Origin of the sequence: Streptomyces sp. NBC_00576, assembly GCF_036345175.1 — a bacterium.
In the GTDB taxonomy this organism is placed as follows: Bacteria; Actinomycetota; Actinomycetes; order Streptomycetales; family Streptomycetaceae; genus Streptomyces.
This window is the reverse complement of record NZ_CP107780.1, coordinates 1,451,445-1,464,685: the sequence shown is the minus strand read 5'-3', so window position 1 is coordinate 1,464,685 and position 13,241 is coordinate 1,451,445. Positions and strand designations below refer to the sequence as shown.

Annotated in this window: 11 protein-coding genes; all 11 read left to right on the top strand. The window is 69.7% G+C overall.

Annotated elements, in window-relative coordinates; genetic code table 11:
* Positions 1 to 369: 369 nt before the first annotated feature.
* The 11 genes from hpnC (at position 370) to OG734_RS06130 (ending at position 13,206) form a co-directional block, all read left to right on the top strand.
* The gene (gene hpnC, locus OG734_RS06175; protein WP_330286443.1) at positions 370 to 1,272 is read left to right on the top strand and encodes a squalene synthase HpnC; all 903 of its coding nucleotides are present in this window, start codon (positions 370 to 372) and stop codon (positions 1,270 to 1,272) included.
* A complete protein-coding gene (gene hpnD, locus OG734_RS06170; RefSeq protein WP_330286442.1) occupies positions 1,269 to 2,219 on the top strand; it encodes a presqualene diphosphate synthase HpnD in 951 nt (316 codons plus the stop codon). Before hpnC ends, hpnD begins: the two co-directional genes overlap by 4 nt.
* Positions 2,219 to 2,359, top strand: coding sequence for a DUF6380 family protein (locus tag OG734_RS47890; protein ID WP_443064832.1), 141 nt, complete (start codon positions 2,219 to 2,221; stop codon positions 2,357 to 2,359). Before hpnD ends, OG734_RS47890 begins: the two co-directional genes overlap by 1 nt.
* A complete protein-coding gene (gene hpnE, locus OG734_RS06165; RefSeq protein WP_330286441.1) occupies positions 2,356 to 3,774 on the top strand; it encodes a hydroxysqualene dehydroxylase HpnE in 1,419 nt (472 codons plus the stop codon). The genes OG734_RS47890 and hpnE overlap by 4 nt, the downstream gene beginning before the upstream one ends.
* Positions 3,775 to 3,836: 62 nt before the next feature.
* Entirely contained in the window at positions 3,837 to 4,910 is a 1,074-nt protein-coding gene (locus OG734_RS06160) for a polyprenyl synthetase family protein (RefSeq protein ID WP_330286440.1), read from the top strand.
* Between the two features lie 114 nt (positions 4,911 to 5,024).
* On the top strand, positions 5,025 to 7,022 hold the full coding sequence (gene shc / locus OG734_RS06155; protein ID WP_330286439.1) for a squalene--hopene cyclase: 1,998 nt from the start codon (positions 5,025 to 5,027) through the stop codon (positions 7,020 to 7,022).
* Complete coding sequence (locus OG734_RS06150; RefSeq protein WP_330286438.1) at positions 7,022 to 7,657, top strand: phosphorylase family protein; 636 nt, start codon at positions 7,022 to 7,024, stop codon at positions 7,655 to 7,657. The genes shc and OG734_RS06150 overlap by 1 nt, the downstream gene beginning before the upstream one ends.
* Positions 7,658 to 7,662: 5 nt before the next feature.
* Complete coding sequence (hpnH, locus tag OG734_RS06145) at positions 7,663 to 8,685, top strand: adenosyl-hopene transferase HpnH (RefSeq protein WP_330286437.1); 1,023 nt, start codon at positions 7,663 to 7,665, stop codon at positions 8,683 to 8,685.
* 4 nt (positions 8,686 to 8,689) lie between these two features.
* A complete protein-coding gene (gene ispG, locus OG734_RS06140) occupies positions 8,690 to 9,847 on the top strand; it encodes a flavodoxin-dependent (E)-4-hydroxy-3-methylbut-2-enyl-diphosphate synthase (protein WP_330286436.1) in 1,158 nt (385 codons plus the stop codon).
* Positions 9,848 to 9,889: 42 nt separating this feature from the next.
* The gene (dxs, locus tag OG734_RS06135; protein WP_330286435.1) at positions 9,890 to 11,800 is read left to right on the top strand and encodes a 1-deoxy-D-xylulose-5-phosphate synthase; all 1,911 of its coding nucleotides are present in this window, start codon (positions 9,890 to 9,892) and stop codon (positions 11,798 to 11,800) included.
* Entirely contained in the window at positions 11,797 to 13,206 is a 1,410-nt protein-coding gene (locus tag OG734_RS06130) for an aspartate aminotransferase family protein (RefSeq protein ID WP_330286434.1), read from the top strand. Before dxs ends, OG734_RS06130 begins: the two co-directional genes overlap by 4 nt.
* Positions 13,207 to 13,241: the final 35 nt, after the last annotated feature.

The window sequence follows — 13,241 nt, the reverse complement described above, 5'->3', positions numbered from 1 at the left end:
CGGTGACGAACCGGGCGAATCGTGGCCCCGCCGGAACTGCTCCGGCGGGGCCACGCGTCTGCAAAGGAAACGTCAACTCCGGCTCGGCCCAGGAATCTTGACGCCAATCGGTGTGTTCTTGTGATGCGCAGGACACCCCGACGGACCATGCCGCGTTGTACAACGTAAGCTGTACCAGTGCTGAATCGCGGCAAGTAGGGCGATAACACGCAACACCCGGCATCGGAACCGCCGTGTGGACGGCTGGGCGGCGTGTCCGAAATAGTGCCCATTGGGTCCGCAGTGTAGAACGGGAGATGTGACGGCGATGGCTACGGAAACTCCCCAGCTCCCCACAGCATGTGCCGTCCCCGTCCCGGGCAGTGAACTGTGACGGCAACCGGTCATACGCGCACCGACGATCCGGAGCGCGGCACGCTCGACAAGGCCGCGGACGAGAACTTCCCCGTGGCACCGTTCTTCCTGCCCAGGGCCTGGCGCACCGACCTCATGGCCGTCTACGGCTTCGCCCGCCTCGTCGACGACATCGGCGACGGCGACCTGGCCCCCGGTGGCGCCGACGCCCGACTGCTGGGCGTCGCCCCGGAAGAGGCCGATGACCGGCTCGTCCTTCTCGACGCCTTCGAGGCCGACCTGCGCAGGGTCTTCGACGCCACCCCGCACCACCCCCTGCTGCGCCGGCTCCAGCCGACCGTGCGCCGCCGCGCCCTCACGCCCGAGCCCTTCCTCGGCCTGATCGCCGCCAACCGCCAGGACCAGCTGGTCAAGCGGTACGAGACCTACGACGACCTCCTCGCCTACTGCGAGCTGTCCGCCAACCCCGTCGGCCGCCTCGTCCTCGCCGTCACCGGCACCGCGACGCCCGAGCGGATCCGTCGCTCCGACGCCGTGTGTACGGCTCTCCAGATCGTCGAACACCTCCAGGACGTCGCCGAGGACCTCGGCCGCGACCGGATCTATCTGCCCGCCCAGGACCTGAAGCGCTTTCACGTCCAGGAGACGGATCTCGCCGCCCCCACCGCGGGTGCATCGGTGCGCGCACTGATCGCATACGAAGCGGAACGCGCGCGTGGCCTGCTGAATGAAGGCACCCCTCTCGTGGGTAGCGTCCACGGCAGGCTGAAGCTGCTGCTCGCGGGTTTCGTGGCGGGAGGGAAGGCGGCGGTCCGAGCGATCGCCGCCGCCGAATACGACGTACTTCCCGGCCCGCCCAAGCCCGGCAGGATCCAGTTGCTGCGCGAGGTGGGCACAACCCTGCGAGGAAAGGGGTGATCCGGAGCGTGGAGTCGGAACCACACGTGTCCGCACCGGTACTCGCCGCCTACAGCTACTGCGAGTCCATCACCGGGCAGCAGGCCCGCAACTTCGCGTACGGCATCAGACTGCTGCCGACGCCGAAGCGGCGTGCGATGTCGGCCCTGTACGCGTTCTCACGGCGCGTCGACGACATCGGTGACGGCACGCTGGCTCCCGAGGTGAAGGCGGCGCGGCTGGAGGACACCAGAGCACTGCTCAACCGGGTGCGCGAGGGCGCGGTCGACGAGGACGACACCGATCCCGTCGCGGTCGCCCTCAGTCACGCGGGGACACACTTCCCGATCCCGCTCGGCGGCCTCGACGAACTCATCGACGGCGTCGTGATGGACGTACGCGGTGAGACGTACGAGACCTGGGACGACCTGAAGGTCTACTGCCGTTGTGTGGCCGGGGCCATCGGGCGGCTGTCGTTGGGCGTGTTCGGTACGGAGCGGGGCGCGCGAGGGGCAGAACGCGCCTCCGAGTACGCCGACACGCTGGGGCTGGCGCTCCAGCTCACCAACATCCTGCGGGACGTCCGCGAGGACGCCGACAGCGGGCGGATCTATCTGCCCGCCGACGACCTCGCCAAGTTCGGCTGCTCGGCCGGGTTCAGCGGTCCGAGGCCGCCGGAGGGCTCCGACTTCGCGGGCCTCGTCCACTTCGAAGTGCGGCGCGCCCGTGCCCTGTTCGCCGAGGGCTACCGGCTGCTGCCCATGCTCGACCGGCGCAGCGGCGCCTGTGTCGCCGCCATGGCCGGCATCTACCGACGGCTCCTCGACCGTATCGAGCGCGAGCCGGAGGCCGTGCTGCGCGGCCGGGTCTCGCTGCCCGGACGCGAGAAGGCGTATGTCGCGGTGCGCGGCCTGTCCGGTCTCGACGCCCGGCATGTGTCCCGGCGGACCGTCAGGAGGCTCACCTGATGGACAATTCGGTCCAAGGTGATGCGCCCGCCGCGAAACGGCGCGCAACCCTCCGGTCGGGGACGGCGTCCCTGACTTCAACGGCCTGCCGTGCGACGGTCATCCGGCACGGCCGGTGCACAAGGGGGAGTGTGCGATGAGCGAGGGTACGCAGCCCGGGGAACGTCCGGGCCACCGCGGTGAGAAGAGTGCCGTGGTGGTCGGCGGCGGGCTGGCAGGCATCACAGCGGCGCTCTCGCTCGCCGACGCCGGCGTCCGCGTCACGCTGCTCGAAGGCCGGCCCCGGCTCGGCGGGCTCGCCTTCTCCTTCCAGCGCGACGGACTCACCGTGGACAACGGCCAGCATGTGTACCTGCGTTGCTGCACCGCCTACCGCTGGTTCCTCGACCGCATCGACGGCGCGGCGCTCGCTCCGGTGCAGGCCCGGCTCGACGTGCCTGTCGTCGACCTGGCGAAGCCCGTCGGGCGGCGCCTGGGGAGACTTCGGCGCGACGCACTGCCCGTACCTCTGCATCTCGGGCGCAGCCTGGCCACGTATCCGCACCTGTCACTTGCCGAACGCGCCAGAGTGGGGCGTGCCGCACTCGCGCTCAAGGCGCTCGACCTCGCCGACCCTGCGCTGGACGCGCAGGACTTCGGCAGCTGGCTGGCCGCGCACGGTCAGTCGGAGCGTGCCGTCGAGGCACTGTGGGACCTGGTGGGGGTCGCCACCCTCAACGCGGTGGCCGGGGACTCGTCCCTGGGGCTCGCCGCGATGGTGTTCAAGACCGGTCTGCTGTCCGACCCGGGCGCGGCCGACATCGGCTGGGCGCGTGTCCCGCTGGGCGAACTGCACGACACTCTGGCCCGCAAGGCGCTCGACTCCGCGGGCGTGCGTACCGAAGTCCGTACACGCGTCACCTCCATCCAACACGACGAGAACGGCCGCTGGAGCGTTCAGGTTCCCGGCGAGACGCTCGACGCGGACGTCGTCGTACTCGCCGTCGCCCAGCGCGAGGCGCACGATCTCCTGCCGCAGGGCGCGCTCGACGCCCCCGAACGGCTGCTGGAGATCGGCACCGCACCGATCCTCAACGTGCATGTGGTGTACGACCGGAAGGTGCTGAGCACACCGTTCGTCGCGGCGCTCGGCAGCCCCGTGCAGTGGGTCTTCGACCGGACCGAGGCGTCCGGACTCGGCGGCGACGGCCAGTACCTGGCGCTGTCGCAGTCGGCCGCGCACGACGAGATCGACGAACCCGTGGCGGCGCTGCGCGAGCGGTATCTGCCGGAGCTGGAGCGGCTGTTGCCCCGCGCGCGGGGCGCCGAAGTACGGGATTTCTTCGTCACCCGGGAGCGGACAGCGACGTTCGCCCCCACCCCCGGCGTCGGGCGGCTGCGGCCCGGCGCCCGTACCCGAACCCCCGGCCTGTACCTGGCCGGTTCGTGGACCGCCACCGGGTGGCCCGCGACCATGGAGAGTGCGGTCCGCAGCGGCGTCAGTGCGGCCGGCGCCGCGCTGGGCGTCCTGGGCCGGCCCCGCCACCACCTCTTCGACGTGGAGGAGGCAGCTTGATGCTCGACCATCAGCACGCGGCAGGTCCCCGCACCCCCAGCACCGGAACAAGAGGAGAGACTGTGCCCACTGTGCCCCCGGCTCCGAAGGCCGCTCGAGGGACCGCGGTGGACGTGACCGCGCTCCTGGAGCGCGGCCGGACCCTGGCCACTCCGGTACTGCGGGCGGCGATCGACCGTCTCGCGGCGCCCATGGACACCGTCTCCGCCTACCACTTCGGCTGGATCGACGCCCAGGGCAGGCCCGCCGCCGGCGACGGCGGCAAGGCCGTACGCCCCGCGCTCGCCGTGCTGTCCGCCGAGGTCACCGGCGCCGACCCCGAGGTCGGCATCCCCGGCGCGGTCGCCGTCGAGCTGGTGCACAACTTCTCGCTGCTGCACGACGACCTGATGGACGGCGACGAACAGCGCCGCCACCGCGACACCGTCTGGAAGGTGCACGGTCCCGCCCAGGCCATCCTGGTCGGTGACGCCCTGTTCGCGCTGGCCAACGAGATCCTCCTGGAACTCGGCACCGTCGAGGCCGGCCGCGCCACCCGCCGCCTCACCACCGCGACCCGCGCCCTCATCGACGGCCAGGCACAGGACATCTCCTACGAGCACCGCGACCGCGTCAGCGTCGAGGAGTGTCTGGAGATGGAGGGCAACAAGACCGGCGCCCTGCTCGCCTGCGCCAGCTCCATCGGCGCGGTCCTCGGCGGCGCGGACGACCACACCGCCGACACCCTGGAGAAGTACGGCTACCACCTCGGCCTGGCCTTCCAGGCCGTCGACGACCTCCTCGGCATCTGGGGCGACCCGGAGGCCACCGGCAAGCAGACCTGGAGCGACCTGCGCCAGCGCAAGAAGTCCCTGCCCGTGGTCGCCGCCCTCGCGGCGAGCGGCCCGGCCGCCGAGCGGCTCGGCGAACTCCTCGCCGCCGACGCGAAGAGCAGCGACTTCGAGAACTTCTCCGAGAAGGAGTTCGCCGCCCGCGCCGCCCTGATCGAACAGGCGGGCGGCCGGGAGTGGACCGCCGGGGAGGCGCGCCGACAGCACACCATCGCCGTCGACGCGCTGAGCGCCATCGACATGCCCGACCGGGTGCGTGCGCAGTTCACGGCGCTCGCTGACTTCGTCGTCGTACGAAAGAGATGATCGCTATCGGTCGAATAAGCCTCGCGTAGTCGCCGGCCGGCGCCGCGTTCAGCGGCGCACCGGCCGACGGCGGACCCAATCAGCAGAGACATGCCACTGCACGAAGGGGAAGCCATGACAGCGACGACCGACGGAAGCACCGGAGCACTGCCGCCCCGCGCTGCCGCGGCCAGCGAAACCGACACCGACACCAACGCCCCAGTGGCAGCAGGGGTTCAGGATGCCGCCGAGCACGCCATGAGGCGTGCCACCGATCATCTGCTGGCGCGACAGGACGCCCAGGGCTGGTGGAAGGGCGACCTCGAGACCAACGTCACGATGGACGCCGAGGACCTGCTGCTCCGTCAATTCCTGGGCATCCGCGACGAACAGACCACCCAGGCAGCCGCGTTGTTCATCCGCGGTGAACAGCGCGACGACGGCACCTGGGCCACCTTCTACGGCGGACCCGCCGAACTCTCCGCCACCATCGAGGCGTACGTCGCCCTGCGGCTGGCCGGGGACGCACCAGAAGCGCCGCATATGGCGAAGGCGTCCGCCTGGATCCGCGACCGGGGAGGCATCGCCGCCGCCCGGGTCTTCACCCGGATCTGGCTGGCCCTGTTCGGCTGGTGGAAGTGGGACGACCTCCCCGAACTCCCGCCGGAACTCATCTACTTCCCGAAGTGGATGCCGCTCAACATCTACGACTTCGGCTGCTGGGCCCGGCAGACCATCGTGCCGCTCACCATCGTCAGCGCGAAACGCCCGGTCCGCCCGGCGCCCTTCCCGCTCGACGAGCTGCACACCGACCCCGACCTGCCTAACCCGGGCAAGTCCTTCGCGCCGCTGGCCAGTTGGGACGGCGCCTTCCAGCGTCTCGACAGGGTTCTGCACGGCTATCGCAAGGTTGCGGTGCGCCGACTGCGCAAGGCGGCCATGAACGCCGCCGCCCGCTGGATCATCGAGCGCCAGGAGAACGACGGCTGCTGGGGAGGCATCCAGCCGCCCGCCGTCTACTCGGTGATCGCTCTGCACCTGCTCGGCTACGACCTCGAACACCCCGTCATGCGGGCAGGGCTGGACTCCCTGGACCGCTTCACGGTGTGGCGCGAGGACGGGGCCCGGATGATCGAGGCCTGCCAGTCGCCGGTGTGGGACACCTGTCTCGCCGTCATCGCACTCGCCGACGCGGGCCTGCCCGCCGACCATCCCCAACTGGTCAAGGCCGCCGACTGGATGCTGGGTGAGCAGGTGGTCCGGCCAGGCGACTGGTCCGTACGCCGGCCCGAACTGCCGCCGGGCGGCTGGGCGTTCGAGTTCCACAACGACAACTACCCCGACATCGACGACACCGCCGAGGTCGTCCTCGCGCTGCGCCGCGTCCGGCACCACGACCCGGAGCGGGTCGAGAAGGCCATCGGGCGCGGGGTCCGCTGGAACCTCGGGATGCAGTCGAAGAACGGCGCCTGGGGCGCCTTCGACGTCGACAACACCAGCACGCTCCCCAACAAGCTGCCGTTCTGCGACTTCGGCGAGGTCATCGACCCGCCGTCCGCCGACGTCACCGCGCACGTCGTGGAGATGCTCGCCGTCGAGGGCATGTCCCACGATCCGCGCACCCGGCGCGGCATCGAGTGGCTGCTCGCCGAACAGGAGCCGGGCGGCGCCTGGTTCGGCCGCTGGGGCGTCAACTACGTCTACGGCACCGGCTCGGTGGTGCCCGCGCTGACCGCCGCCGGCCTGTCCGCCGCGCACCCGGCGATCCGGCGCGCGGTGGGCTGGCTGGAGAAGGTCCAGAACGACGACGGCGGCTGGGGCGAGGACCTGCGCTCCTACGACGACAGCGCGGGCTGGAGCGGCCGGGGCGCCTCGACCCCCTCCCAGACGGCCTGGGCGCTGCTCGCCCTGCTGGCCGCCGGGGAACACGACTCGAAGACCGTCGAACGCGGTGTCGAGTGGCTCGCGGCGACCCAGCTGCCGGACGGCTCCTGGGACGAGCCGCACTTCACCGGCACCGGCTTCCCCTGGGACTTCTCGATCAACTACCACCTCTACCGTCAGGTCTTCCCGCTCACCGCGCTCGGCCGGTATGTCCACGGGGAACCCTTCGCCAAGGTCGAGGTGGGCTGATGGACAGGCAGCCCGAGTCGGCCCCGCTGCTGATCGCCTGCGCGCTCGGCATCGAACGGCTCGCCCTGCGCAGGGGCTCACGCGGCGCCGGGCCCGTCACCGTGCTGCGTACGGGAATGGGGCCCGCGGCGGCCGAGGCGGCCGTCACCCGAGCCCTCGCCGACCCGGCGCTGCGCGACGCCGCAGTGCTGGCCACCGGCTTCTGCGCGGGGCTCGCCCCCGGTATGCACCCCGGTGACCTGGTGGTCGCCGAGGAGACCCGGGATCCGCGCGGCGCCACCCGCTGTGTCGGCACCGAACTGCTCGTCAAGGAACTGGTGCGTGCCGTACCCGGGCGCACCGTCCACACCGGCCCTCTCACCGGATCCGATCACGTCGTCCGCGGTCACGAGCGGTCGGATCTGCTCGCGACCGGCGCAATCGCGGTCGACATGGAGTCGGCGGCCACGCTGCACAGCGCCGGGCGCACGGGCGTGCGCCCGGTTGCGGCCGTACGGGTGGTCGTGGACGCTCCAGAACATGAACTCGTCCGGATCGGCACGCTTCGCGGTGGAATATCGGCTTTCCGCGTTCTTCGTTCGGTCCTTCCCGCATTTGTCGAATGGCACCGTTCCTTGCTGCTCCCCAGGAGGTGAGCCCGATGGCCATGCCGCTCCGCCAGACCATCAAGGTCGCTACGTATTTGGCCGAACAGAAACTCCGCAAGCGGGACAAATTCCCGCTGATCGTCGAGCTCGAACCTCTCTACGCCTGCAACCTCAAGTGCGAGGGCTGCGGCAAGATCCAGCACCCGGCCGGTGTGCTCAAGCAGCGCATGCCGGTCGCCCAGGCCGTCGGGGCGGTGCTGGAGTCCGGGGCGCCCATGGTGTCCATCGCGGGCGGCGAACCCCTGATGCACCCTCACATCGACGAGATCGTGCGGCAGTTGGTGGCGAAGAAGAAGTACGTCTTCCTCTGCACCAACGCCGTGCTGCTGCGCAAGAAGATGGACAAGTTCACGCCCTCGCCGTACTTCGCGTTCGCCGTGCACATCGACGGGCTGCGTGAGCGGCACGACGAGTCCGTCGCGAAGGAGGGAGTGTTCGACGAGGCCGTGGCCGCCATCAAGGAGGCCAAGAAGCGGGGTTTCCGGGTCACCACCAACTCGACCTTCTTCAACACCGACACCCCGCAGACCATCATCGAGGTGCTCAACTTCCTCAACGACGACCTCCAGGTCGACGAGATGATGATCTCGCCCGCCTACGCCTACGAGAAGGCCCCGGACCAGGAGCACTTCCTCGGCGTCACGCAGACCCGCGAGCTGTTCAAAAAGGCCTTTGCGGGCGGCAACCGGCGGCGCTGGCGGCTCAACCACTCCCCGCTCTTCCTGGACTTCCTGGAGGGCAAGGTCGACTTCCCGTGCACGGCGTGGGCGATCCCGAACTACTCGCTGTTCGGCTGGCAGAAGCCCTGCTACCTGATGGCCGACGGGTACGTGACGACGTACAAGGACCTCATCGAGAAGACCGACTGGGACGCCTACGGTCGCGGCAAGGACGACCGGTGCGCCAACTGCATGGCGCACTGCGGCTACGAGCCGACGGCCGTCATGGCCACCATGGGTTCCCTGAAGGAGTCCCTGCGCGCCATGCGCGAGACCGTCGCCGGAAACCGGGAGTGAGGTCGTGACCGCTGTCTCCTTGGGCGTTCCCGAGGTACCGGTCCGTCCGATCGCCGATCGCCGGGTCTCCCGGCGCATCGAGGTCGGGCCGGTGGCGGTCGGGGGCGGGGCCCCGGTGTCGGTGCAGTCGATGACGACGACGCGTACGTCGGACATCGGCGCCACACTCCAGCAGATCGCCGAACTCACCGCGTCCGGCTGCCAGATCGTCCGCGTCGCCTGCCCCACGCAGGACGACGCGGACGCGCTGGCGACGATCGCGCGCAAGTCGCAGATCCCGGTGATCGCCGACATCCACTTCCAGCCGAAGTACGTGTTCGCCGCGATCGAGGCGGGCTGCGCGGCCGTCCGCGTCAATCCCGGCAACATCAAGCAGTTCGACGACAAGGTGAAGGAGATCGCGCGCGCCGCCAAGGAGCACGGCACGCCGATCCGGATCGGGGTCAACGCCGGTTCGCTGGACCGGCGGTTGCTCCAGAAGTACGGCAAGGCGACACCCGAGGCGCTCGTCGAGTCGGCGCTGTGGGAGGCGTCGCTCTTCGAGGAGCACGGCTTCCGGGACATCAAGATCTCGGTCAAGCACAACGACCCGGTCATCATGGTCAACGCCTACCGGCTGCTCGCCGAACGGTGCGACTACCCGCTGCACCTGGGCGTCACCGAGGCCGGTCCCACCTTCCAGGGGACCATCAAGTCCGCTGTCGCCTTCGGGGCGTTGCTGAGCGAGGGCATCGGCGACACGATCCGCGTCTCACTGTCCGCGCCGCCGGTCGAGGAGGTCAAGGTCGGCATCCAGATCCTGGAATCGCTGAACCTGCGGCAACGGCGGCTGGAGATCGTGTCCTGCCCGTCCTGCGGACGTGCCCAGGTCGACGTCTACAAGCTCGCCGACCAGGTCACGGCCGGGTTGGAGGGCATGGAAGTGCCGCTGCGCGTCGCGGTCATGGGGTGTGTGGTCAACGGCCCCGGCGAGGCGCGGGAGGCGGATCTCGGGGTCGCCTCCGGCAACGGGAAGGGGCAGATCTTCGTGAAGGGCGAGGTCATCAAGACCGTGCCCGAGTCGAAGATCGTGGAGACCCTGATCGAGGAGGCGATGAAGATCGCCGAACAGATGGAGCAGGGCGGTGTCGCGTCGGGGGAACCGGCGGTCACCGTGAGCTGAACAGCACGGGCGGACGAGTATGGAAGAAGAGGGGGCCCGAGCGTGACGATTCTGGAGAACATCCGGGGACCACGCGACCTGAAGGCGCTGTCCGAGGCGGAACTCGGTGAACTGTCCGACGAGATACGCGAGTTCCTGGTGCATGCGGTCGCCAGGACCGGCGGCCATCTCGGGCCCAATCTGGGGGTGGTGGAACTCTCCATCGCGCTCCACCGGGTCTTCGAGTCACCGGTCGACCGCATTCTCTGGGACACCGGCCATCAGAGCTACGTACACAAACTTCTGACGGGACGTCAGGACTTCTCCAAGCTGCGCGGCAAGGGTGGCCTGTCCGGCTATCCCTCGCGCGAGGAGTCCGAGCACGACGTCATCGAGAACAGCCACGCCTCCACGGCGCTCGGCTGGGCCGACGGGCTCGCCAAGGCCCGCCAGGTGCAGGGCGAGAAGGGGCATGTCGTCGCGGTCATCGGCGACGGCGCGCTCACCGGCGGGATGGCCTGGGAGGCGCTCAACAACATCGCGGCGGCCAAGGACCGGCCCCTGATCATCGTCGTCAACGACAACGAACGCTCCTACTCGCCGACCATCGGAGGACTCGCCAACCACCTCGCGACCCTGCGTACGACGGACAGCTACGAGCAGGTGCTGGCCTGGGGCAAGGACGTACTGCTGCGCACCCCCCTCATCGGCAACACCCTTTACGAGTCGCTGCACGGCGCGAAGAAGGGGTTCAAGGACGCGTTCAATCCGCAGGGCATGTTCGAGGACCTGGGGCTGAAGTACGTCGGTCCGATCGACGGGCACGACATCGGGGCGGTGGAGTCGGCGCTGCGGCGCGCAAAGCGGTTCCACGGGCCCGTGCTCGTCCACTGCCTGACGGAGAAGGGGCGCGGCTACGAGCCCGCGCGCTCGCACGAGGAGGACCACTTCCACACCGTCGGTGTGATGGACCCGCTCACCTGCGAGCCGCTCGCGCCCTCCAACGGGCCTTCCTGGACCTCGGTGTTCGGCGACGAGATCGTCAGGATCGGGGAGGAGCGGGACGACATCGTCGCGATCACGGCGGCCATGCTGCATCCCGTGGGCCTCGGCAGGTTCGCCGAACGGTTCCCCGACCGGGTGTGGGACGTCGGGATCGCCGAGCAGCACGCGACCGTGTCGGCGGCGGGGCTCGCGACGGGCGGTCTGCATCCCGTCGTCGCCGTGTACGCCACCTTCCTCAACCGGGCCTTCGACCAACTGCTGATGGACGTCGCACTGCACCGGTGCGGGGTGACGTTCGTGCTGGACCGCGCCGGCGTCACGGGAGTCGACGGAGCGTCACACAACGGTATGTGGGACCTGTCCATCCTCCAGGTCGTGCCGGGCCTGAGAATCGCCGCACCACGCGACGCCGACCAACTCCGCGCCCAGCTGCGGGAGGCGGTGGCCGTCGACGACGCGCCCACGCTGATCCGGTTCCCCAAGGAGTCGGTGGGGCCGGCGATCGAGGCGGTCGGCCATGTGGGCGGGATGCATGTGCTGCACCGGTCCCAGGAGGCTGCCGACGTGCTGCTGGTGGCCGTCGGGGTGATGGCTCCGGTGTGTCTGCAGACCGCCGAACTGCTGGCGGCGCGCGGCATCAACTGCACGGTCGTGGACCCCCGTTGGGTCAAGCCCATCGATCCCGCACTGCCGGGACTGGCCGCCGAGCACCGCATGGTGGCCGTCGTCGAGGACAACAGCCGCGCGTCCGGGGTCGGCGCCGCGGTAGCGCTGGCACTCGGCGACGCCGAAGTCGACGTACCCGTACGGCGGTTCGGGATTCCAGAGCAGTTCCTCGCGCATGCCAAGCGCGGCGAGGTGCTCGCCGACATAGGCCTCACACCCGTCGAGATCGCCGGCCGGATCAGTGCCGGGCTGGCCGCCAAGAAAGAGCTGTCCCAGGGGAAGTCCAAGGAGAAACAGGAATGACAACCGCTGAACCCGGGTCCCCGTCGGGGGAGTTCGACCTCGGCGCGCTGCTGGCCGAGCGCGGCGCCGAACGCTACGAGCTGCACAGCAAGCATCTCAACCACCAACTCCCGCGCATGCTGCACACCATCGGCTTCGACAAGGTCTACGAGCGGGCCGAGGGCGCGTACTTCTGGGACGCGGACGGCGACGACTACCTCGACATGCTCGCCGGGTTCGGGGTGATGGGCCTCGGCCGCCATCACCCCGTCGTCCGCAAGGCACTGCACGACGTCCTCGACGCCCGGCTCGCGGACCTCACCCGCTTCGACTGCCAGCCGCTGCCCGGGCTGCTCGCGGAGCGGCTCCTCACCCACAGTCCGCACCTGGACCGGGTGTTCTTCGGCAACAGCGGCACGGAGGCGGTGGAGACCGCGCTGAAGTTCGCCCGGTACGCCACCGGGAAACCGCGCGTCCTGTACTGCGCGCACGCCTTCCACGGCCTGACCACCGGCTCCCTCTCCGTCAACGGCGAGGACGGCTTCCGGGACGGCTTCGCCCCGCTGCTGCCCGACACCGCCGTACCGCTAGGTGATCTCGACGCGCTGGCACGTGAGTTGAAGAAGGGCGACGTGGCCGCCCTGATCGTCGAGCCGATCCAGGGCAAGGGCGTGCACGAAGCTCCCTCCGGGTATCTGCGCGCCGCCCAGGAGTTGCTGCACAGGCACAAGGCGCTGCTCATCGCGGACGAGGTGCAGACCGGCCTCGGGCGGACCGGCGACTTCTACGCCTACCAGCACGAGGACGGGGTCGAGCCCGACCTGGTGTGCGTGGCGAAGGCGCTGTCGGGCGGATACGTGCCGGTGGGCGCCACGATCGGCAAGGAGTGGATCTTCAAGAAGGTCTACTCGTCGATCGACCGTGTCCTCGTGCACTCCGCGAGCTTCGGGGGCAACGCCCAGGCCATGGCGGCGGGACTTGCCGTGCTGTCGGTCATGGAGAACGAACAGATCGTCGCCAATGCCCGGGCGACAGGGGAGTTGTTGAGGTCCCGGCTGGCCGCACTGGTCGACAAGTACGAGCTGCTGGCCGACGTACGCGGCCGAGGTCTGATGATCGGCATCGAGTTCGGGAAGCCCAGGTCGCTGAAGCTGCGCGGCCGTTGGACGATGCTCCAGGCTGCGCGCAAGGGGCTGTTCGCGCAGATGGTCGTCGTGCCGCTGCTGCAACGGCACCGGATCCTGACGCAGGTCTCCGGTGACCACCTGGAGGTGATCAAGCTGATTCCGCCGCTGGTGGTGGGGGAGCGGGAGGTGGACCGGTTCGTGGACGCCTTCACCGCCGTGATGGACGACGCGCACAGCGGGAGCGGGCTGATGTGGGACTTCGGGAAGACGCTGGTCAAGCAGGCGGTGGCCAACAGGTAGGAGCAGCGGCAGGAGGGAAAGGAAGTGCCCCCTCC